We start from the raw sequence: 21,374 nt of genomic DNA on the forward strand, positions 1-21,374 counted from the left end.
CGTGTTTTATCAGACCATAGATATTTTGGGTACCGTGGCCTTTGCCATTTCAGGAGTTTTGGTGGCCATGGACAAGAAATTGGACTTGTTTGGGGTGCTCATTATTGCCTTTGTAACAGCAATTGGCGGAGGTACCCTTCGGGATTTGCTTATTGGAAATACACCTGTAGTCTGGATGCGTGATTTAACCTATGTTACAACAATTTTCATCAGTGTGGTGTTTGGGATATTGTTTGTGAACCAACTAAAATACTTACGGCGCTCCCTGTTTTTGTTTGATACCATTGGGATTGGACTTTTTACGATGATTGGGGTGGAGAAGGGGCTTCAAGCTGAGCTTTCCCCAGTAATGTGCGTTGCTTTGGGAACCATGACCGCAAGCTTTGGAGGAGTGATTAGGGATATGCTTTGCAACGAGATTCCGGTGATTTTTAGGAAAGAAATCTACGCCACGGCCTGCATTTTGGGAGGTGCCAGCTACTTCTTGTTTACACAATTTCCCATCAAAGAAAATTACGCTTATATAGCGGCAATAGTAGTGGTGATCAGTTTACGTTTATTGGCTGTCCACTTTGGGATAAGTCTCCCCAATATTTACAAAAAGACCTAGGGATTAGAGTACCTCGGCCTTTAGGATATAAACATTTTGCCATGGCCAATCACCATCACCCACTGGAACATTGTTAATGGCGTCCACCACATCCATCCCATCTATGACCTTTCCGAAGGGCGTATACGAGCCATCCAAATGGTAGCTACCTGGTTTGGTGACTACAATAAAAAACTCATAGGGTGAGGCCAACTTATGTGGATTGTGCCGTTCACTACTGGGCATTGAAATGGTGCCTCGGTGATGTTTGTGTCCTTTTCTGGTATCAGGGGGAAGCAAATATCTGCCGATCAATCTTCTTTTCTTGGCAGTTTTGGTATCATCAGAATTCCCGCCTTGAATGATAAAATCCTTGACCACCCTGTGGAATTGGGTATTGTCAAAATAGCCTTTCTTGCTCAGATATATGAAATTGGCTTTATGGTAGGGCACATTGTCGTACAGTTGAATGGTAAAACTACCCATGCTGGTGGTCAATCGCACCTTATCTTCCTTGAGTTCCTTGGCGTAATTAAAAAAGAAATCAATTGCATTTTCCTCGTCAAGTACAAAGGCCTCTTCTTCCTTTTCCTCAGGGGTTTCAGGAATGGGTTCTACCGGAATTGAATCCGTTTTCACCACATTTTCCTCGGTCTTTGGAGCTTCCTTTTTTGGAGCATCACCACAAGCGACGAGAAAAAATAGTGGTATAATTGCAATGAACTTTGAGGGTTTGGTCAACATGGATTTTAACGAATTTTATCATCAAGCTTTAAAAATAAAGAATCTACCACTTCCCGGAGAGGAATCACATCATAAAATGTCTCCATTGATGCGTGTCCAGTGGTTGAAGTCCAATGACATCAAAAAAAGGAATCCCAAGCAAGCCGCAGTAATGGCCTTGTTTTATCCAGATGCCAAGCAAAGCACCAACATGTTGCTGATACTTAGAAAAGCATATGAGGGTGTTCATTCCAATCAGATTGGATTTCCAGGTGGCAAGGTAGAGGATGGGGATGCTAATTTGAAGGAAACGGCCCTCCGAGAGACTTTTGAGGAAGTAGGCGTGCCTCAAGAATCGGTGGAGGTGATCAAGGAGTTAAGTGAACTCTATATTCCGCCTAGCAATTTTATGGTGAGACCGTTTCTTGGTTTTTACACCAAACCAAGTCCATTTGTAATTCAGCAAAGCGAGGTTGAGGCCCTAGTGGAGGTAAATCTGTACGATTTTCTGGACAAGAAAAATCGGATTGAAGAAACCTTGAGTACTTCGTATGCCAAAAGCATCAATGTACCTGCTTATAAATTAAATGGTTATACCGTTTGGGGCGCTACAGCCATGATGCTTAGCGAGATTCAGCAGCTACTGGAGGAAGTGCTTTAACGGCTATTTTGTAAATTAGCCCCCAACAGTAAACGCATGGGTCTCTTCAAGAAAAATCCTTTTGGTCACATTTTATTCTTAAAACGATGGTTGATCCGTGTTGCCGGAATGATGACCCATCAGCGATATAAAGGATTTAACACCTTGGAAATTGAGGGTTCCCAAATCATCAGGGATTTACCGGATACCAATGTGCTGTTTGTAAGTAATCATCAAACCTATTTTGCGGATGTTGTGGCCATGTTCCATGTATTTAATGCCAGTCTTAAGGGTAGAGATGATTCCATCAAAAATTTGGGTTATCTCTGGAATCCGAAGTTGAACATTTACTATGTCGCGGCTAAGGAAACCATGAAAAAAAGCCTGCTGACCAAAATATTGGCCTATGCAGGATCTATAAGTATTGAGCGTACCTGGCGGGCAGATGGTCAGGATGTGAACCGACATGTAAAGTTCAGCGATATCAGCAATATTGCCCGTGCGTTGGATGACGGCTGGGTAATCACTTTTCCGCAGGGAACCACCACACCTTGGAAGCCCTTAAGAAAAGGAACAGCGCATATCATAAAAAGGTACAAGCCTGTTGTGGTTCCTGTTGTAATTGATGGGTTTCGCAGGTCTTTTGACAAAAAAGGATTGCGGGTAAAGAAAAAGGGCATTTTGCAGTCCATGCAAATCAAGGCTCCTTTGGAAATAGACTACGATAATGAATCCATTGATTCCATTTTGGAAAAATTGGAATATGCCATAGAGCAGCATCCCTCTTTTTTAAAGGTGATTTCCAAAGAGGAGTTGGCGGCTTATGAGGCCGACCACCAAAAGCGGAGATACAGTTATCGAGGGGATTAGACCTCCAGTTTTTGCAATTCCCTAAAGTTTTTCCGCAATTTTCGGGTAAGAAGGCCATACAAAAGGAAATATATTCCGCCAAACAGGGCGGTGACCACAATTCCAACCACAGCGAATACGGCCATGATCATAAATTTCATACGCTCCATTGACATATCTTCCATATTGCCTTCAAGGTTCAATGCTTCAATAACATTGTCACTAAAGTAAATGCCCACTACCATGATGGCAAAGGTCAATAGTACCATGGACAAAGAGAAGATTACATAGTGCTTTACGGTTTTTCGGGTCCGCAGAATTTTGGAGGTCAATTTTTTGGCACTGTCCAAAACCGAGATTTCGCGGTATCGTTTGTAGAATTGGTAGATGAAGTAGAAAACGATCAAATATTGGAATATGCTAACCACCAAAACCACTTTGGAGAGCCCTAAATTGGAATACATATCCAAAGAACTATTCCGCATAGATGGTGCGAGATAGAGTAGGTGGGGGATTATAAATTCAATGATGCTGATATAAAATATCCATTTGACAATGGAAGAGGATTTCTTCCAAATCATGGTATGTATTTCATCGTAGGACAGTTTAGGAAGATGTTCACCCTTTTTCTGCCAGTCTTTCTTTAAGAGTTCCAATTCATCCATCATAGGCTAGGGATTTAATATGGTTCTTAGTTTATTTTTGACACGATTCATTTTAACCCTGGCGTTTACTTCTGTGATACCTAGTGTTTCGGATATTTCCGCATAATCCTTGTCCTCCAGATATAGAAATACCAAGGCCTTGTCAATATCACCCAACTGTTTTACAGCCTTGTACATTAACTTTAGCTGTTGTTCCTGGGTATCGTCATATTCGTCGGCCTTGATCTTAAAAATTACCGAATCGTAGTCCTGTGTTTGCACTTTCTTTTTGGATTTCCGATACAAGGTTATGGCGGTATTAAGAGCTACACGGTACATCCAAGTACTGAACTTGGCATCTCCCCGAAACTTTGGATAAGCCTTCCACAATTGTATGGTAATCTCCTGGAAGAGATCGTTGTGGGAATCCCTATCATTGGTATAGAGACTGCATACTTTATGAACAATATTTTGATTGTTCTCAAGCTCCGTCACAAAACGATGTTCCAGTTCTTTGTTCACTCAGGTTGGTTGTTTGACTAATTGGTAGGTGTTAGATCACTTTTGTTACGATCTTTTTCTGGATTTGTTCATTTCCGATAATCCAGGGCGGGTGGACGGTCTCCCAAAAGAGGAATATATTTAAAGTCCTTTCCCCTTCTTTCTTCCAATTCAGCTTTGGCTTTGGCAACTGTATCCGGGTTTTCCAGAAGGTCTATGGCCGTGAGCGATAGTGTTTTGGCTGCGACCATCATTCCCTTATTTCCTATAGATGTCCCACCCGCAGCTACAGCCTGCCAGCTATGTGCCGGTGTTCCAGGAACCCAGGTGGCGGCACTCATACCCACTGTGGGAACGGCAAAACTTACATCACCAACATCGGTGGACCCGTATGCGCGAGCCTCTTCTTTGTAGGCTTGAACATCGAGTGCTCGGGCTTCATCCAATTGATCAAATCCAAGACTTTTGGAGATTTTCTCGGCAAACACCTTTTCCTCATCCGTATAACGGATGCCTCCAATTTTGGAAAGATTTTCATGCATCAACTTTTGAAGCGTCAGATTGGGTAGCAGTTCGTGGGTTCCCCCTATCATTTCGTAATCCATGGTGGTTCCCGTTCCCAAGGCAGCGCCTTCGGCAGCCTTCACAATTCGGTCAAAGATATCAATGACCACATCTCGACTATTGTGACGGGCATAGTAATAGACTTCAGCAAAATTAGGTACCACATTGGGAGCCTTGCCCCCATCCGTAATTACATAGTGGATTCGGGCTTCCTGCGGAATGTGTTCCCGCATCATGTTCACCATAATATTCATGGCTTCAACCCCGTCCAAAGCAGAGCGTCCTCTTTCAGGTGCACCTGCTGCGTGCGCCGAGGTACCATAAAATCTGAATTTGGCAGATTTATTGGCCAATGCTGCGCCTGCACTGGCCGCATTTTGGGAGCCGGGATGCCAATGAAGCGCTACATCAACGTCATTAAAAAGCCCCTCCCGAACCATATACACCTTACCAGAACCTCCTTCTTCCGCAGGACAGCCATAAAAACGAATGGTTCCTTGTTTTTTGGATTTTTTCAGCCAATTTTTGGCTTCAATGGCCGCTGCGGTAGACGCCGTACCAAACAAATGGTGTCCGCAAGCATGTCCTGCAGCAGCGTTAGCCGATTTTTTTTCTGCAACCGCCTGTTGCGACAGACCGGGTAGCGCATCATATTCCCCCAAAATAGCTATAACGGGATAGCCAGAACCATATTCGGCAACAAAAGCAGTAGGAATTCCCGCTACGCCCTTGGTAATGGCAAAGCCTTCATCCTCCAAGGTCTTTTGTAACAAGGCCGAACTTTTATATTCCAAATAGCCCATTTCTGCCAATTGCCAGATTTCTTGGGCAATTTCCCCATATTTTTTGGATTTGGAATCCAAGGATTTAACGACGGATTCTTCATTTTTTTGGCACAGGGCGGTATGTATGCACAAGATGCCCGCAATAGCAAACAGGATTGATTTTTTCATTAGGATAGCTGTTTCGTTAGTCAAGATTTAAAGATAGCAAAAAACCTTTCCAAACATGATTTTAGCCATAGGGTATTATGTAAATTTGCGGCTATGTCCAGCATGAATATTCCACAGTCCAATCTCCCGAGGATTATTATAATAGGTGGTGGTTTTGGCGGTATAGCCTTGGCCAAAAAACTAGCGAAAAAAGATGTCCAGGTGGTGCTGTTGGACAAGCACAATTACCACAATTTCCAACCGCTTCTATATCAAGTCTCTACGGGAGGACTGGAGCCAGATTCCATTGCTTACCCCATTCGGAAGGTATTACAGGGTTATCCCAATTTTTATTTTCGCTTGGCGGAAGTGGTTCAAATCGATATTGAAAATCGAAGGATTCACACCAACATTGGGCCTATCCATTATGACTATTTGGTGGTGGCCACAGGTTCTGAAACCAATTTTTTCGGGAACAAGAACATTGAGGAAAAAGCAATGGCCATGAAGACCATTCCACAATCCCTGAATTTAAGAAGCTTGATCCTCGAGAATTTTGAACAGGCCTTGCTCACAGATGACCTTCATGAAAGGGATGCCCTTATGAATTTTGTTATTGTGGGTGGTGGACCCACAGGGGTGGAATTGGCAGGCGCATTGGCTGAAATCAAAAAAGGAATTTTGCCCAAGGATTATCCTGATTTGGATACACGTAGGGCACAAATCAATTTGGTGCAAGGAGGCAATCGGATTTTGCCGGCCATGAGTGAAATTGCTTCCCAAAAAGCAGAAAAATTTCTTGAAAAATTGGGTGTCAATGTTTGGAAAAACATCCGAGTCACCGATTATGATGGGAACTTCATTACTACGAACACCGATACCACCTTTGAGGCCGCAACCTTGGTTTGGGCCGCTGGGGTAAAAGCGGTGAGTATTAAAGGATTGGATGCCAAGGAACTGCTTTCACGCGGGAATCGCTTAGTGGTGAATGAATTTAACCAAGTGCTTGGACACAATGAAATTTTCGCCATTGGCGATGTGGCCCATATGGAAACCGAAGCTTTTCCCAATGGACATCCCATGATGGCTCAGCCCGCAATACAACAAGGACAAAATCTTGGGGTCAATTTAATTCGATTACTGGAAAACAAGCCTATGAAACCTTTTACCTACAAGGATAAAGGTAGCATGGCCACAGTAGGGAGAAACAAGGCAGTTGCCGATTTAAAGCGATTCAAGTTTCAAGGGGTGTTTGCCTGGTTTGTCTGGATGTTTGTACACCTGTTTTTCTTGATAGGTTTCCGAAACAGGGTTGTAGTTTTCATCAATTGGGTGTACAACTACATTCGTTTTGACCGTGAGGCCCGTTTGATCATAAGACCATTCAAAAAAAGATATCGGGATTCCCAGCCAACTTAGATTTGGGTACTTTCATCCAGCTCTTTGTTTCTGGGATGATGTCCTAAAAGCACCTCATGCAAGTGTTTCCGGTTTACATGCATATAGACTTCTGTGGTGGTAATGCTCTCATGACCCAACATTTGTTGAATGGCCCTCAGGTCAGCCCCACCTTCAAGCAGATGTGTGGCAAAAGAGTGACGAAAAGTGTGGGGACTAATGTTCTTTTGTAGTCCCATTTTTTCTGCCAAGCGTTTAATAATGGTAAAAATCATGGCTCGGGTCAGTTGTTTTCCCCTTCGGTTAAGGAAGAGGTAGTCCTCATGCCCATTCTGGATTTTCAAATGGTTTCTAACCTCATTTCTATAGAGGTTGACATATTTTTTGGCTATTTGGCCAATGGGTACAAAACGCTGCTTGTCACCTTTTCCGGTCACTTTAATAAAGTCCTCCTCAAAATAAAGATCGGACAATTTTAGATTGATTAACTCCGAAACGCGAAGTCCACAGCCATACAGCGTTTCCAGCATGGCCCTATTTCGTTCGCCCTCAGCTTTGCTCAGGTCTATATTGCCAATTAACTCGTCAATTTCTGAAGAGGAGAGGGTGTCCGGTAACTTCCGACCAATTTTTGGTGATTCTATGAGATCCATTGGGTTATCGGTTCGGTAGTCTTCAAAAATGAGGTAGGTAAAAAAACCTTTTAATCCCGATATGATACGGGCTTGGGAACGAGGATTGATGACTTTGGCCAGTTCATAAATGAACTGCTGAATAGTCTCTTGACCAATATCCAAGGGAGAGACCTTAATCTCGTACTGATCTAGGTAATCCACCAGTTTTTGCAGGTCCCGCGTATAGGCAAAGATGCTATTGTCAGATAAGCCACGTTCAATTTTCATATAATGGTGGTAGTCCTGCAGGCCTTGTTTCCAGTTCATGTTTTAAAGATAATCACAATTCATATTAGACCACTTACCCCATTGGTCAATTCAAAAGGGCCATTGATCAATTCAGGGCATTAAAAGTTGGTATATGACGGTATTTTCGAACCAAGTTCTGTCGGAAGTAAAGTAGGCAAATTCTTGTGGAATTTTAGTGAGGTTCCATACTAGATTTGTTAAGAGTGCGTTCTAGGTATTCACAAAGTTTTAACAATTATGAGAAGAACTTACCTAGTTGCAATTGCACTATTTGCTTTTGTTTTTTCTATGTCAGCCCAGGATAGGAGCAATTTTAAAGCTGGATTTAGCGGCGGGATCCCAGTTGGTGACGCTGAGAATATATCAAGTTTTAGTATTGGCTTGGACGTGAACTATCACTGGGGTATTTCCGAATTGATTGACCTTGGTGCGGCCATAGGTTTTATCAATGCTTTTGGTGATACATTACCCAATCAAACCGAGTTTGAAGACATCCAGTTTTTACCGGTTGCCGGCTCCGTAAGAATCTACCCTACCTACCATTTTAAGTTTGGTGTGGACGGTGGCTATGCCGTAGGAGTCAATGAAGGTAATGACGGGGGGCTGTTTTACAGGCCAGTCGTAGGTTACAACATAACGGGCAATACCGAATTGAACGTCTCATATACTGCAGTGGAAAACGACGGAACTTTTGCCATCGCAACCGTTGGAATTTTGTTCCTTTTTTAAAAAGGAAACTTCAACCTAGGGTGAAAACGGTTTATGGTACGGGGATATGAAACCCCCAAATCTGGCTTTTGGATTGTTCAAAAGCCATTAAACCATAAATAATAACCGTAAATACACTAAAAATGAAAAAAGTATGTATTGTTTTCACCTTAACCATTTTATTCACAACCTTAGGCAGCGCGCAGACCAGTTACAGGGCCGCTCTGGGTCTAGGTGTAGATGCCTATGATGAAGCTACCTTCTTTGGAGCTACCGGAAAATATTTCTTTTCAGACCATCATGTGGGACAAGCCGATCTGGGTTTTGAGGATGGTGGAACCATAATTACAGTTTTGTATTCCTACCACAAAGCGATTGTTGGGTCCAGAAATCAACTCCGTTGGTATGCTGGGGTAGGTCCAAGTATCATCTTGGTTGATGATTTTGACAATATTTTTTCACTACGGCCTCATTTGGGGCTGGATTTTAAACCCAAAGGCGTGCCCTTTGTGGTGAATTTTGATTGGAGACCAGCCTTGGTTTTAAGCGAGACGGGGGATAGTGAAGCGGCCGCCTTCGGTTTTGGGCTTCAGTTTGCCATAAAATAACTTATAAGATCAAATTGATATAAAAGCAGGCTATTGCCTGCTTTTTCTTTTTAACAGATATTGTACTTTTACCAGCATGAAACTAATGATCATCAACGGCCCCAACCTGAACCTCCTTGGCAAAAGAGAGCCCGAAGTCTATGGGAGCACAACTTTTGAAACCTATTTTAGCCAACTGCAGGATAAATTTCCCGATGTGAAATTGGACTATTACCAATCCAATATTGAAGGGGAACTCATTGACAAAATACAGGAAGTTGGATTTACCTACGATGGAATTGTACTAAATGCAGCTTCATACACGCATACATCTGTTGGTATCGGCGATGCCGTTAAGGCGGTTTCTGCCCCCGTGGTCGAAGTTCATATTTCCAACACGCACAAGCGGGAGGATTTTAGACATGTCTCCTATATATCCTCAGGTGCCAAAGGAGTGATTTTGGGATTCGGGCTGCAAAGCTATGACCTTGCGATTCAAAGCTTCCTATAAGCAGGAACATCCCTGTTTACATGGGCCTAACAAAACAGGTGTTATCCAGAGATAGATTAATCCGCTACTTTGAGGTATTTTTTATCCACATAAAATGTCCCAAAGGGTAGTAGGGAGGCTATAAACAAAATCACAAACCGTTTAAAGCCCCATTTGCGTTCCCAACTAAGAACCACCGCCAATACTACGTATAGGATAAACAATCCACCATGGGCATAACCCACAATCAAATTGGGTTCCAATATTTGGGCCCAGTGCTTCAATGGCATGGTAATGCCAAACAAGAGGAGATAAGATATACCTTCTAGAATTGCGGTAAGCCGAAAAGCCTTGAGCATCCTTATAAATGAATTACTTCATCATAAGCATCTGCAACAGCTTCCATAACAGCTTCACTCATGGTTGGGTGCGGGTGTACGGCTTTTAGTACCTCATGGCCCGTGGTTTCCAATTTACGGGCCACAACGGCCTCAGCGATCATGTCGGTCACTCCAACCCCAATCATATGGCAGCCCAGCCACTCGCCGTATTTTGCATCAAAAATCACCTTAACAAAACCATCCGGGGTTCCTGATGCTTTGGCTTTTCCACTGGCAGAGAAAGGAAATTTTCCAATCTTAAGGTTGTATCCTTGTTCTTTAGCTTGTTGCTCGGTCATACCAACAGACGCTACCTCCGGAATACAGTAAGTACATCCTGGAATATTCCCATAATCCAAGGCTTCTACATGCATTCCTGCTATTTTTTCCACACAGAGAATACCTTCTGCAGAGGCTACGTGTGCCAATGCTTGCCCTGGGGTTACATCCCCTATGGCATAGTATCCTGGAATATTGGTCTGGTAGTAATCGTTGACCAAAATTTTATCTCGATCCACTGCGATTCCCACATCTTCCAAGCCAATGTTTTCAATGTTGGTTTTAATTCCGACTGCGGAAAGTACCACATCTGCTTCCAGGACTTCCTCTCCTTTGGCTGTCTTTACGGTAGCTTTAACGCCATCACCAGAGGTGTCCACTTGGGTTACTTCTGCAGAGGTCTTTATTTTGATTCCATTTTTCTTGAACGTGCGCTCCAATTGCTTGGACACATCCTGGTCCTCAACGGGCACGATATTGGGAAGATATTCCACAATGGTTACCTCGGTTCCCATGGAGTTATAGAAATAGGCAAACTCCACTCCAATGGCCCCACTTCCCACCACAATCATCTTCTTGGGTTGGGTCTCCAAGGACATAGCCTCGCGGTAACCGATTACTTTTTTACCATCTTGAGGCAAACTTGGCAATTCCCTACTTCGGGCTCCAGTGGCGATAATGATATGATCCGCGCTGTACTCAGCAGTATCTCCATGCTCTCCTTTTACCAAGACCTTTTTTCCAGGCTGAACCTTTCCAAAACCATTGAGTACCTCAATTTTATTTTTTTTCATCAAAAACTGAACACCCTTGCTCATGCTATCGGCAACACCCCTACTTCTTCCTACCACTGCACCAAAGTCGTGCTCTACCTTTTTGGCATTCAATCCGTAGTCTTCCGCATGTTTTAGGTACTCAAAAACTTGAGCGGACTTCAACAAGGCCTTGGTTGGGATACAGCCCCAATTAAGACATACACCGCCCAAACTTTCCTTTTCCACAATGGCTGTTTTGAATCCTAGTTGTGACGCTCGTATCGCCGTTACATATCCGCCAGGACCACTACCCAAAACAATTACATCGAAGTTGCTCATCAGATTTTGATTTTAGTTGAATAAAAATTAGAAACCCGCCTTTTGAAAGGCAGGTGCAAAAATACGCAATTCGGGTGCCAAATACCAAGCTTTGGTTTTGCAGAATTGTTATAAATGTGAAATGGTAATGGGATGTCTACCCAAACATTTTTTTATTGAATGCTTCGGATTGCCCTTTGGGAATGGATAGGGACACCCAATCCTGTTGCTTTATCATTTTTCCCAAGAACAAAATCTGCCCCACATGACTGGGATAGTGGGCCAATTGACGGTTTATGGCCTCGATTATGGAGTGATCCTCATTTCTTATTTTGACCTTGGAATCAAAGTTGGAATCATCAATGCTATCCAATGCAGCAAAAAGACAGTCCCATCCCTTCTCCCAGGCCTCCAGCATATCTGATTTGGAGGCGTATGGCCCCTCAAATTCCGTATCGCGATTTCGCCATGCTTTCTCGCCATCCTCGGTGAGGAAATTGGTCCAGCGACTCAGCATATTTCCCACAATATGCTTTACGATGATGGCAATGGAATTATCAGAATCTGCATATTTCCAATGGATTTCCTCCTCCGATAATTGGTCAAAGGTTTTTTCCCCAAGGGATTTGTAACGAAGAAATTCGGAGCGGACACTTTTTAAATAGTTCTCTTGGAAACTCATTTTTCTTCTTCAGGATTAAAACCGATACTTATCGAGTTGATGCAATAACGTTGTCCTGTGGTTTCTTGGGGTCCGTCGTTGAAGACATGCCCCAAATGGCTCCCGCAGTTGGCACAGACCGTTTCCGTTCTGATCATTCCATGTGAAGTATCCCGAATGTACTCGATAGCTCCTTCAACCGCCTGGTCAAAGGAGGGCCAGCCACAGCCGCTTTCAAACTTGTTATCACTCTTGAACAATTTAGCATTGCACGCTTTGCAGTGATAATCCCCATTTTCAAAATGCAAATTGTATTTCCCGGTAAATGGTCTTTCGGTGCCTTTTTGGCGAAGTACATAATATTCTTCAGGGGTGAGTTCTTTTTTCCACTCTTCCTCCGACTTGTTTAAAGTGAATTTGTTTTTCATATGACAATTTACAATTATCAATTAATAATGTAAAAAGAGTGTATTTGCCCTAAAGGACATAAAAAGAAACCGCCTTACATTTAAGCGCATTCCTAAGAATTTATAAAATGGAATTACTTGGAATCCGGGATGAAATCCAGCGCCGCACCGTTGATGCAATGTCTCTCGCCTGTAGTTCTTCTTGGTCCATCATTGAAAACATGGCCTAAATGTCCACCACAGGTTGCACAATGCTCCTCAGTACGCTTATACCCTATTTTGTAATCAACGTCATAGGCCACATTGCCCTCGATTTCCCGATCAAAGCTTGGCCATCCGGTTCCAGATCGGTATTTATGTTCACTTCGGAACAAAGGAGTGGCACAACCTGCACAAACATAGGTGCCCTTTTCCTTATTTTCCAATAGCTCGCTCGTAAATGGACTTTCGGTAGCAGCTTTGCGGAGCACGTAATATTCCATTTCCGTTAGCTCCGCACGCCATTCTTCATCAGTCTTGGTGACCTTATATACCTTTTCTTTTTCCTTGTTTTTTGGTTCTTCCTGGGATACGCCCTTGCATCCTACAAGAACCAAAAACATCGCTAAAAACAACTTTTTTCCCATTTCTTTTTATAGGTAGACGTGCATTTGTTAAAATCCTTTCAATCCTAAAATAAAAAAAGTCCCGCTGGATACAACGGGACCTTAAGTTAGCATTTTTGAAGGACTATTGTAGCTCTATTTTCTTTACACCATCTTCCTGGATTCCCAAGGCAGACATCACATTGGAGAGTTTGGAAGTGTCCATTTTGGAGGAATTGGCAAATACGCTTGGCACAAAAACAATCCTAAAGGATTGATTGTCTGTAAAACTGGTATCCAAGGCAGAAAGGTCAAAATTTCCGTCAATAAAAAGTTCTACATCCACAAAAGTGTGGGCCGCAACATATTGAATGGTTCCTTCTGGAAGGAAAAAGCTCTGGGGAATCTGGCTCCAAGCATCTGCGGTACTCCCATCGTCAAGGTCAATGGTGCCATCAAACCTGTATATTAAAACAGCATCCGATTCAAAGACCTCGAAATCGGTAACATCACTAAAAGTAATGATGGTGTTATAGATGTTTCCGTCAACGTCATAGGCGAAATTAACTCCATCAACTTCAACGACTTGCCCTTGTATTCCATCTTGACCGTCAAGTCCGTCAAGACCATCCCTTCCATCAAGTCCGTCAAATCCGGGAGGGCCTGCTGGGCCTTCACAAGCGGATATTAGTAGGATAAGAAATACTCCAAGTATTGTATTGAATTTTGTCATGATTTTTGATTTTAGATTTGTGTTCATTTATCTTCTTGGGGGATGAAAATCAAAAAGCATTCCATTTTTTAAAATCTAGACTATTTTGTGATGTGAAGGCCTTAAAATCGGATACTTTACCAAAGATGTGTAATATTGTAATTACTAAACCACCACCTATGTCCAAAGTAGTAGCCCATAGTTTTTTTACTGAGTTTGACATCAATCTTTTTAAATCGGGAAAGCATTTTAGGCTCTACGATAAATTGGGCTCCCATCTCACGGAAGTTGATGGGGTAAAAGGCACCTATTTTGCCGTTTGGGCTCCCTCAGCCCAATCGGTTGCCGTAATCGGGGACTTCAATTTTTGGGACGGAAAGGAGCACCAACTTAATGTTCGTTGGGATGCAAGTGGTATCTGGGAAGGATTCATCCCTGGTGTGGAAAAGGGAGTGAAGTATAAGTACAAGATTCATTCCCACAACAATGATATTTGGACAGAAAAGGCCGATCCTTTTGCCCGTTATTGCGAACAACCTCCAAAAACCGCCTCTGTGGTATGGGATGCTCCCTATACATGGAAGGACAAGAAATGGATGGAAACCCGGGAACAACACAATGCTTTGGACAAACCATACTCCGTTTACGAGGTACATTTGGGTTCTTGGAAGAAAAAAAACGGCTGGGAGTTTTTAACCTATGCTGAGTTGGCCGATGAACTGGTCAACTATGTGAGTGATATGGGTTTTACCCATGTGGAGTTTATGCCGGTAATGGAATATCCGTTTGATCCCAGTTGGGGCTATCAACTAACAGGATATTTTGCACCTACTTCCAGATTTGGAACCCCGGAAGAATTCAAAATACTGGTGGACAAATTCCACGAGAAAGGCATTGGGGTAATCTTGGACTGGGTGCCTTCCCATTTTCCTGAAGATGCCCATGGACTTGGATTTTTTGATGGATCGCACCTCTACGAACATCCAGACAGAAGACGTGGATATCACCCAGATTGGAAGAGTTTGATTTTTAATTATGGGAGAAACGAAGTTCGGGCATTTTTGATCAGTAATGCTGTGTTTTGGCTTGACCAGTTTCATGTGGATGGCCTCCGTGTGGATGCCGTAGCCTCCATGCTATACTTGGATTATTCCCGGGAAGATGGGGAATGGGAACCCAACATGTACGGAAACAACGAAAATCTTGAGGCCATGTCATTTCTACGTGAAATGAACACTGAGATCTATGCCAGTTTTAAAGGGGTACAGACCATAGCGGAGGAATCCACAGCCTTTAACGGGGTTTCCAAACCTGTGGATTTAGGCGGCTTGGGCTTTGGAATGAAATGGATGATGGGTTGGATGCACGACACCTTGGAATTTTTCAAAAAGGAGCCCATACATCGATCCTATGATCTAAATAAGATCACCTTTAGCATGACCTATGCGTTTACGGAGAATTTTATGCTGCCTTTTTCGCATGATGAGGTAGTATACGGGAAAAATTCCCTGCTCTACCGCATGCCTGGCGATGAATGGCAAAGATTTGCCAATTTGAGGCTATTGTATGGTTATATGTTTACACACCCAGGAGGTAATTTACTGTTTATGGGAGGAGAGTTTGGACAATCTTCGGAATGGAATTTCCAAGAAAGCTTGGACTGGCATCTGACACAATATGATTACCATTCAGGAATCCAAGAGGTTATCAAGGATTTGAACAAATTGTACAAAAGCAATCCAGCACTGTATGATAAACAATTCAGCCCGGAAGGTTTTGAATGGATAGAGCACAATGATCAGGAAAACACGGTTTTGACCTATATTCGAAAAGGGAAGAAGCCCAAAGATGATTTGATCATAGCCTGCAATTTTACACCCGTTCCAAGGGAAAATTACCGAGTTGGCGTTCCTAAATCCAGTCAGTTGAAGCTCCTTTTTAATAGCGATGACAAAAAATATTCGGGTAGTGGAGTGGCCAAGAAAACGCTTAAACCCGCCGCAAAGGAATGGAACGGGCGTAAACAATCGGTAACCATGAGCTTACCGCCTCTTGGAGTGCTTGTTTACAAATAGATACAGGACGCAAACGTTGTAGTTCACCGGTGTTCACAACATCTTTTTAATTTCTCGCCCTAAAGTCTTTCTTTTGTGGGTTACATAACCCATCATCGATGATTACCAACACCGAAATAGAAAAAAGGGGAAATCAATTTCCCAACCATATAGTTGATTTTAAGCAGGAGAACGATAAACTTTATTTCACCACCCATAATGGGGTTATCCTAGAGTTGACCATTTTACGGGATAGTGCCATCCGGTTCAGATTTGCCACAGAACATGTTTTTGAGCCCGACTTTTCATACGCCCTAAGTGACGATGTGAGTTTGGGATACAATGAATTGGAGGTAAAAGATGAAATTCCAGAGTATGTGATTAATACTTCCAAAGTGAAAGTTTATATACGCAAGGCGGATTTAAAAGTCCAAATTGAGGATTTGGAAGGAACTGTGATTTTGGAGGATGAGCTTGGATTCCATTGGGAAGAAAACTACGATTACGGCGGAAACATAGTTAAAATGGGCAAGGTTAGCCATTCCGGGGAAAGCTATTACGGAATGGGCGATAAGGCCTCCCATACTAATTTAAAGGGAAAACGGGTAAACAATTGGGTCACGGATTCCTATGCCTATGGCAAGGACCAGGAACCTTTGTATAAGTCCATTCCTTTTTACGTAGGATTAAAAGAGAGCATTGCTTACGGAATTTTCTTCGACAATTCGTTCAGCACCTATTTTGATTTTGCCCATGAGAAGCGAAATGTGACCAGTTTTTGGGCCGATGGGGGAGAGATGAACTACTATTTCTTCTACGGACCTAAAATGAGCCAGGTGGTAGAGGCCTATACCGATTTAACAGGTGTGCCAGAGCTTCCACCGCTTTGGGCACTAGGTTTTCACCAGTCCAAATGGAGTTATTTTCCGGAGAAAAAGGTGAAAAACATAGCATCTACCTTCAGAAAAATGAAGATTCCCTGTGATGCTATTTACTTGGATATCGATTATATGGAGGGGTTCCGCTGCTTCACCTGGGACAACAAGCGTTTTCCCAATCCCAAAAAGATGATTGAGGAGCTTGAAGAGGATGGTTTTAAGACCATTACCATGATTGATCCAGGAATCAAGATTGACCCGGATTATTGGGTATATCAACAGGCCATGGACAATGGTTTTTTCTGCAGAAGAGCTGATGGCCCCCACTTTAAAGGCAAAGTATGGCCAGGGGAGTGCAAATTCCCGGATTTTACTCACCCAGAGGTAAGAGAATGGTGGGCAGGACTCTATAAAGAAATGATTGCCGATTTGGGCGTCCATGGAGTTTGGAATGATATGAACGAACCGGCTGTTATGGAAGTTCCTACAAAAACGGCCAATTTGGATGTTCGACATGATTATGACGGCCATCCTTGCAGTCACCGAAAGGCACATAATGTGTACGGGATGCAAATGGTGCGTTCCACCTATAATGGGGTCAAAAAGTTCATGTTCCCAAAAAGACCTTTTGTATTGACAAGGGCCGCATACGCAGGAACGCAGAGATATTGTGCCACTTGGACTGGGGATAACGTTGCTACCTGGGAGCATTTGTGGATTGCCAATGTACAGATGCAACGCATGTGTATGAGCGGTTATTCCTTTGTTGGCTCTGATATTGGAGGCTTTGCAGAGCAACCCAACGGGGAACTTTTTGCCCGATGGATACAGTTGGCGGTCTTTCATCCGTTCTGTAGAGTCCACTCCAGTGGAGATCATGGGGATCAGGAGCCTTGGTCATTTGGCGATGAGATAACGGACATTACAAGGAATTACATCGAGTTGCGCTATCAACTTTTGCCTTATTTGTATACCATGTTCTATAAGTATATCAAAAGCGGTATGCCCATGCTGCAATCTTTGGTGTTTTATGATCAGGAGGATACCCAGACGCATTTTAGGACAGATGAGTTTCTTTTTGGGGAACAGATATTGGTTTGTCCTGTTCAAGAACCCAATGCACAGGGTAGACGAATGTATGTTCCCAGAGGGAAATGGTATAATTATTGGACTGAGGAAGTTGTAGAAGGTGGAGTTGAGAAATGGGTTGCTGCGGATATTCAGAAAATTCCCATGTTTATAAAGGAAGGCGCCATGATTCCGAAGTATCCGGTTCAGCAATATGTTGGGGAAAAGGAAATTACGGAATTGGCCATTGACGTGTATTACAAGGAAGGAATAGAAATTTCCGAGGTATATGAGGATCAACAGGACGGTTACGACTACAAAAAAGGAAGATACAGCCTAAGACGGTTTAGGTTACGGGGCAAGGAAAATGAACTGATCATTCAACAGTTTAAGGACGGAAATTTCATTACCCCTTATGAGAAAATCAAACTCACTTTTCACGGGCTCCCCTTCCAAATTGGAGTAGTGGAATTGGATAATGAACAAGTGGATCCCAAGGACATTAAATTGAACGGAAATAATAGTATTGAGGTCAGTAAGGATTTTACGGAACTGCATCTGGTTGGAAAATAATTTTTTGTAATTTTCCTTTACTAAACACTATTAACACATATGAAAAAGTTTATTCTAACCGTAGCGGTTTTTTTGGCAATTACGGCCTGTAAGGTGAATCCGTTCACAGGGAAAAGTACGCTCAATTTTTACCCCAATAGCCAGATTTTCCCCATGGCATTTGCCCAGTATGATCAATTTCTGAACGATAACAAGGTAATAACGGGTACTTCAGATGCCCAAATGATTACCAAGGTAGGGCAGCGAATAGCAACCGCTGCAGAACGCTGGTTGGATGCCAATGGGTATCCTGGATATTTAAAAGATTATAAATGGGAATATAATTTGGTCAACGATGAAACGGTAAATGCTTGGTGCATGCCAGGAGGTAAAATCGTTTTCTATACAGGTATATTGCCCATAACGCAGACTGAAACAGGAGTTGCCGTTGTCATGGGGCATGAGGTGGCCCACGCTCTGGCCGATCATGGCGCACAACGTATGAGTGCGGGTATGCTGCAACAAATTGGAGCTGTGGCAGGGAATGTGGCGATTAAGGATCCGCAGAAACGTAACACGTTCAACCAAGCGTATGGATTGGGCTCCACTGTTGGGGTTATGCTACCTTTTAGCAGAGGTCATGAAACGGAAGCAGATAGAATCGGTCTCCAGATTATGGCCATTGCGGGTTACAATCCTGATGAGGCAGCAGAATTGTGGAAGCGAATGAAAGCCAAGGCTGGTGGTCAAGCCCCGCCTGAGTTTTTGAGTACGCATCCATCCAACGATACAAGAATCAACAATCTTACGGCTTGGGCACCCATTGCAAAACAGGAAGCGGCCAAGTTTGGGGTAACAACATTTAAATAACCAATTGATAAACCAACATTTAATGTCATTTATAGTGCAACGAAGATGTAAAAGTCTTCATCTGCTGCTATAAATGGCATTTTTATTTTAAAAGTTATGGCACGAGCATTCGCACTTAAAGGAAGCAAGAAATTGTTGAACGCTTGGGCCTTTTATGACTGGGCAAATTCGGTGTATAGCCTTGTTATTTCCTCCGCCATATTTCCCATTTTTTACGGGGCTTTGTTTAGAGTGGCTGAGATAGAAAAAGTGACCATTTTTGGTGGCGAAATAGCCAGAGCTCCCTTGATCAGTTATGTGACATCCTTGGCATTTGTGTTTATTGCCATAGTGACTCCCTTGGTCTCTGGAATAGCTGATTATTTGGGCAACAAACGGATATTCCTGAAGTTTTTCTGCTATTTGGGAGCCGCTTCTTGTATAGGGCTGTATTGGTTTTCTCTTGAGAATATCTATTTCGGCCTGGTCTGCTATTTCTTTGGATTGGTAGGTTTTTGGGTGAGTTTCGCCATCAACAATTCCTATTTACCTGATATCGCATTTCCAGAGCAACAAGATGGCGTAAGTGCTAAAGGTTTTTCCCTAGGATATGTGGGAAGTGTGATTCTGCTCGTTTTTAATTTGGCCATGGTAATGCAGCCTGCTGTTTTTGGGATTACCGATAGTGGAGGTGAAGTGGCCGAAATCAAAGCGATGAAGTACTCCTTTATTTCAGTGGGTGTTTGGTGGATTTTATTTAGTCAATATACCTTTTATCACTTGCCCAAGGGATACAAAAGGGAAGGGGAAAGAACCAATATTGTCCTCAATGGTTTTAGGGAATTGAAGAGCGTTTGGAAACAATTGGGTAGCGAAACCCGATTGAAACGCTATTTGGGCGCTTTCTTCGTCTACAGTATGGCGGTTCAGACCATTATGCTGATTGCTACTTATTTTGGTGAAGAAGAGATTGCATGGGGAACGGATTCCGAACGAACCACCGGATTGATTATTAGCATACTGGTGATTCAAATTGTGGCTATTGCGGGTGCTACGCTTACGGCCTATGCATCCAAGCTGTATGGGAATGTGAGAACCTTGATCGTCATCAATGTTATTTGGATACTCCTTTGTGTGTATGCCTATTTTCTTCAAACCCCCATGGATTTTTACATAGCCGCAGGGCTAGTAGGGGTTGTAATGGGTGGAATCCAGGCGTTATCCCGTTCTACTTACTCAAAATTTCTGCCAGAGACCACAGACACCACTTCCTTCTTCAGTTTTTACGATGTAGCGGAGAAAATAGGAATCGTTATTGGTACGTTTTTGTACGGTGCCGTAGCCCAACTTACGGGAAGTATGCGGAACAGCACCATCTTTTTGGGGCTTTTCTTTTTGATAGGTGTTTTCCTTTTGTTACGGGTGAATAAGGAAAAGGAATGAAAATAAAAAAACCGGACATCGGTCCGGTTTAAGTTTTTTGATTGGTAATAAACTCCTAATGTCAGTTCGAGCGCAGTCGAGAACTTAAGTTACATTTCCCCTACCTGTCTTTCAGCAGATACGGCGCTCGAAGTGACACCCATTTATCCTTTGGAAATATCTCCTGAGCCTGATGATTTGCTATTGATTTTTTTAGGATTTCCTCGGTAACTGATGTCCCCTGATCCAGATACGCGAGCATCCAAGGATTGGTTGGCCGTAACCTTAATGTCAGCAGAACCTGAAACCTGGGCCGTCACAAATTCAGCTTCCAATTCATACGCCCTTACATCTCCAGAACCCGAAACCTGAACGCTTAGGTCGGTAGTTTTTCCTTCTAAATTGATATCTCCTGAACCTGACAAGGATGCGTTTACACTTTCTGCCTCGATGGTAAGGGAAACATCCCCGGAACCTGACATGCCCGCATGAAAGTCATCAGCCTTGATAGTGGTACGACTTACCACATCTCCAGAACCTGATAAAGAAACCGAGTTTATGTCCTCAATAGGAACCGTTACGGTAATGCCCGAATTCCAATTGGATGGTCTAAGATTGACCCCACGTTCTTGTTTTACGATCAATTTGCCATTTTTGACCTCAGTCTTAATGTATTCCAAAAGATTGGATTCCCCTTTTAAGGTAATTTCTCCCTCTTGTCCGGCAACCAACTCCAAATCGAACCAGCCTGCCAAAGCAACGGCATCATATTCGCCTACAGAACGGTCTATGGTAACTACATTGCCGTTTCCTCTTACTCGCTTACCCCATTGGGCATTGGTCACCGCCACCATGGATAGTGCAAGTGTTAATGTGATTAGTTTTTTCATGATTGTGTTTTGATTTT

At 43.0% G+C, this 21,374-nt stretch carries 23 protein-coding genes; 11 read left to right on the top strand and 12 right to left on the bottom strand.

Annotation, left to right across the window (positions count from 1 at the left end):
* Window position 1 precedes the first annotated feature (1 nt).
* The gene (locus ACOOE0_RS12015; RefSeq protein ID WP_420399152.1) at window positions 2-610 is read left to right on the top strand and encodes a trimeric intracellular cation channel family protein; all 609 of its coding nucleotides are present in this window, start codon (window positions 2-4) and stop codon (window positions 608-610) included.
* 3 nt (window positions 611-613) lie between these two features.
* On the opposite strand, the gene ACOOE0_RS12020 is transcribed toward ACOOE0_RS12015, so the two are convergent.
* Window positions 614-1,333, bottom strand: a complete 720-nt coding sequence (locus tag ACOOE0_RS12020) for a peptidylprolyl isomerase (RefSeq protein WP_420399153.1) — start codon at window positions 1,331-1,333, stop codon at window positions 614-616.
* On the opposite strand from ACOOE0_RS12020, the gene ACOOE0_RS12025 reads away from it, so the two are divergent.
* A complete protein-coding gene (locus ACOOE0_RS12025) occupies window positions 1,332-1,973 on the top strand; it encodes an NUDIX hydrolase (protein WP_420402218.1) in 642 nt (213 codons plus the stop codon). The two genes, ACOOE0_RS12020 and ACOOE0_RS12025, sit on opposite strands and share 2 nt — an antisense overlap.
* Window positions 1,974-2,009: 36 nt before the next feature.
* Window positions 2,010-2,822: a lysophospholipid acyltransferase family protein gene (locus ACOOE0_RS12030; protein ID WP_420399154.1), complete on the top strand. Its 813-nt coding sequence runs from the start codon at window positions 2,010-2,012 to the stop codon at window positions 2,820-2,822.
* On the opposite strand, the gene ACOOE0_RS12035 is transcribed toward ACOOE0_RS12030, so the two are convergent.
* From ACOOE0_RS12035 to ACOOE0_RS12045, 3 genes are all read right to left on the bottom strand, one after another.
* Complete coding sequence (locus tag ACOOE0_RS12035; protein ID WP_420399155.1) at window positions 2,819-3,469, bottom strand: hypothetical protein; 651 nt, start codon at window positions 3,467-3,469, stop codon at window positions 2,819-2,821. The two genes, ACOOE0_RS12030 and ACOOE0_RS12035, sit on opposite strands and share 4 nt — an antisense overlap.
* 3 nt (window positions 3,470-3,472) lie before the next feature.
* Window positions 3,473-3,967 (bottom strand): RNA polymerase sigma factor, encoded by a 495-nt coding sequence (locus ACOOE0_RS12040; protein ID WP_420399156.1) that lies wholly within the window; start codon window positions 3,965-3,967, stop codon window positions 3,473-3,475.
* 68 nt (window positions 3,968-4,035) lie between these two features.
* Window positions 4,036-5,463, bottom strand: a complete 1,428-nt coding sequence (locus tag ACOOE0_RS12045; protein ID WP_420399157.1) for an amidohydrolase — start codon at window positions 5,461-5,463, stop codon at window positions 4,036-4,038.
* A gap of 102 nt (window positions 5,464-5,565) precedes the next feature.
* On the opposite strand from ACOOE0_RS12045, the gene ACOOE0_RS12050 reads away from it, so the two are divergent.
* On the top strand, window positions 5,566-6,861 hold the full coding sequence (locus ACOOE0_RS12050) for an NAD(P)/FAD-dependent oxidoreductase (RefSeq protein ID WP_420402219.1): 1,296 nt from the start codon (window positions 5,566-5,568) through the stop codon (window positions 6,859-6,861).
* Here the strand turns inward: ACOOE0_RS12050 and xerD are convergent.
* The gene (xerD, locus tag ACOOE0_RS12055; RefSeq protein ID WP_420399158.1) at window positions 6,858-7,781 is read right to left on the bottom strand and encodes a site-specific tyrosine recombinase XerD; all 924 of its coding nucleotides are present in this window, start codon (window positions 7,779-7,781) and stop codon (window positions 6,858-6,860) included. The two genes, ACOOE0_RS12050 and xerD, sit on opposite strands and share 4 nt — an antisense overlap.
* 219 nt (window positions 7,782-8,000) lie before the next feature.
* On the opposite strand from xerD, the gene ACOOE0_RS12060 reads away from it, so the two are divergent.
* The 3 genes from ACOOE0_RS12060 (at window position 8,001) to aroQ (ending at window position 9,569) form a co-directional block, all read left to right on the top strand.
* A complete protein-coding gene (locus tag ACOOE0_RS12060; RefSeq protein WP_420399159.1) occupies window positions 8,001-8,492 on the top strand; it encodes a hypothetical protein in 492 nt (163 codons plus the stop codon).
* Window positions 8,493-8,614: 122 nt separating this feature from the next.
* Window positions 8,615-9,079 (top strand): hypothetical protein, encoded by a 465-nt coding sequence (locus ACOOE0_RS12065; RefSeq protein ID WP_420399160.1) that lies wholly within the window; start codon window positions 8,615-8,617, stop codon window positions 9,077-9,079.
* A 76-nt stretch (window positions 9,080-9,155) separates the two neighbouring features.
* Entirely contained in the window at window positions 9,156-9,569 is a 414-nt protein-coding gene (gene aroQ / locus ACOOE0_RS12070; protein ID WP_420399161.1) for a type II 3-dehydroquinate dehydratase, read from the top strand.
* Window positions 9,570-9,625: 56 nt separating this feature from the next.
* Here aroQ and ACOOE0_RS12075 read toward each other — a convergent pair whose 3' ends face one another.
* From ACOOE0_RS12075 to ACOOE0_RS12100, 6 genes are all read right to left on the bottom strand, one after another.
* Window positions 9,626-9,907 (bottom strand): DUF3817 domain-containing protein, encoded by a 282-nt coding sequence (locus ACOOE0_RS12075; RefSeq protein ID WP_420399162.1) that lies wholly within the window; start codon window positions 9,905-9,907, stop codon window positions 9,626-9,628.
* 2 nt (window positions 9,908-9,909) lie between these two features.
* A complete protein-coding gene (lpdA, locus tag ACOOE0_RS12080) occupies window positions 9,910-11,301 on the bottom strand; it encodes a dihydrolipoyl dehydrogenase (RefSeq protein WP_420399163.1) in 1,392 nt (463 codons plus the stop codon).
* Window positions 11,302-11,437: 136 nt separating this feature from the next.
* A complete protein-coding gene (locus tag ACOOE0_RS12085) occupies window positions 11,438-11,962 on the bottom strand; it encodes a DUF1572 family protein (protein ID WP_420399164.1) in 525 nt (174 codons plus the stop codon).
* Window positions 11,959-12,369, bottom strand: coding sequence for a peptide-methionine (R)-S-oxide reductase MsrB (gene msrB / locus ACOOE0_RS12090; protein ID WP_420399165.1), 411 nt, complete (start codon window positions 12,367-12,369; stop codon window positions 11,959-11,961). Before msrB (ACOOE0_RS12090) ends, ACOOE0_RS12085 begins: the two co-directional genes overlap by 4 nt.
* 113 nt (window positions 12,370-12,482) lie before the next feature.
* Window positions 12,483-12,974 (bottom strand): peptide-methionine (R)-S-oxide reductase MsrB, encoded by a 492-nt coding sequence (gene msrB, locus ACOOE0_RS12095; RefSeq protein WP_420399166.1) that lies wholly within the window; start codon window positions 12,972-12,974, stop codon window positions 12,483-12,485.
* 103 nt (window positions 12,975-13,077) lie between these two features.
* Window positions 13,078-13,665 (bottom strand): collagen-like protein, encoded by a 588-nt coding sequence (locus ACOOE0_RS12100; RefSeq protein ID WP_420399167.1) that lies wholly within the window; start codon window positions 13,663-13,665, stop codon window positions 13,078-13,080.
* A gap of 158 nt (window positions 13,666-13,823) precedes the next feature.
* Between ACOOE0_RS12100 and glgB the strand changes: the two genes are divergently transcribed.
* The 4 genes from glgB to ACOOE0_RS12120 all read left to right on the top strand — a co-directional run bounded on the left by glgB (window position 13,824) and on the right by ACOOE0_RS12120 (window position 20,488).
* On the top strand, window positions 13,824-15,719 hold the full coding sequence (glgB, locus tag ACOOE0_RS12105) for a 1,4-alpha-glucan branching protein GlgB (protein ID WP_420399168.1): 1,896 nt from the start codon (window positions 13,824-13,826) through the stop codon (window positions 15,717-15,719).
* A gap of 98 nt (window positions 15,720-15,817) precedes the next feature.
* Window positions 15,818-18,217 carry a glycoside hydrolase family 31 protein gene (locus ACOOE0_RS12110; RefSeq protein ID WP_420399169.1) on the top strand — a complete coding sequence of 800 codons (2,400 nt, stop codon included), beginning with the start codon at window positions 15,818-15,820 and terminating at the stop codon, window positions 18,215-18,217.
* Window positions 18,218-18,256: 39 nt separating this feature from the next.
* Window positions 18,257-19,066, top strand: coding sequence for a M48 family metallopeptidase (locus ACOOE0_RS12115; protein WP_420399170.1), 810 nt, complete (start codon window positions 18,257-18,259; stop codon window positions 19,064-19,066).
* Between the two features lie 96 nt (window positions 19,067-19,162).
* Entirely contained in the window at window positions 19,163-20,488 is a 1,326-nt protein-coding gene (locus tag ACOOE0_RS12120) for an MFS transporter (RefSeq protein ID WP_420399171.1), read from the top strand.
* A gap of 143 nt (window positions 20,489-20,631) precedes the next feature.
* Here the strand turns inward: ACOOE0_RS12120 and ACOOE0_RS12125 are convergent, their stop codons facing one another.
* Window positions 20,632-21,357 (bottom strand): head GIN domain-containing protein, encoded by a 726-nt coding sequence (locus ACOOE0_RS12125; protein ID WP_420399172.1) that lies wholly within the window; start codon window positions 21,355-21,357, stop codon window positions 20,632-20,634.
* Window positions 21,358-21,374 lie beyond the last annotated feature (17 nt).

This window comes from Flagellimonas sp. (genome assembly GCF_965215805.1).
GTDB lineage: Bacteria > Bacteroidota > Bacteroidia > Flavobacteriales > Flavobacteriaceae > Flagellimonas.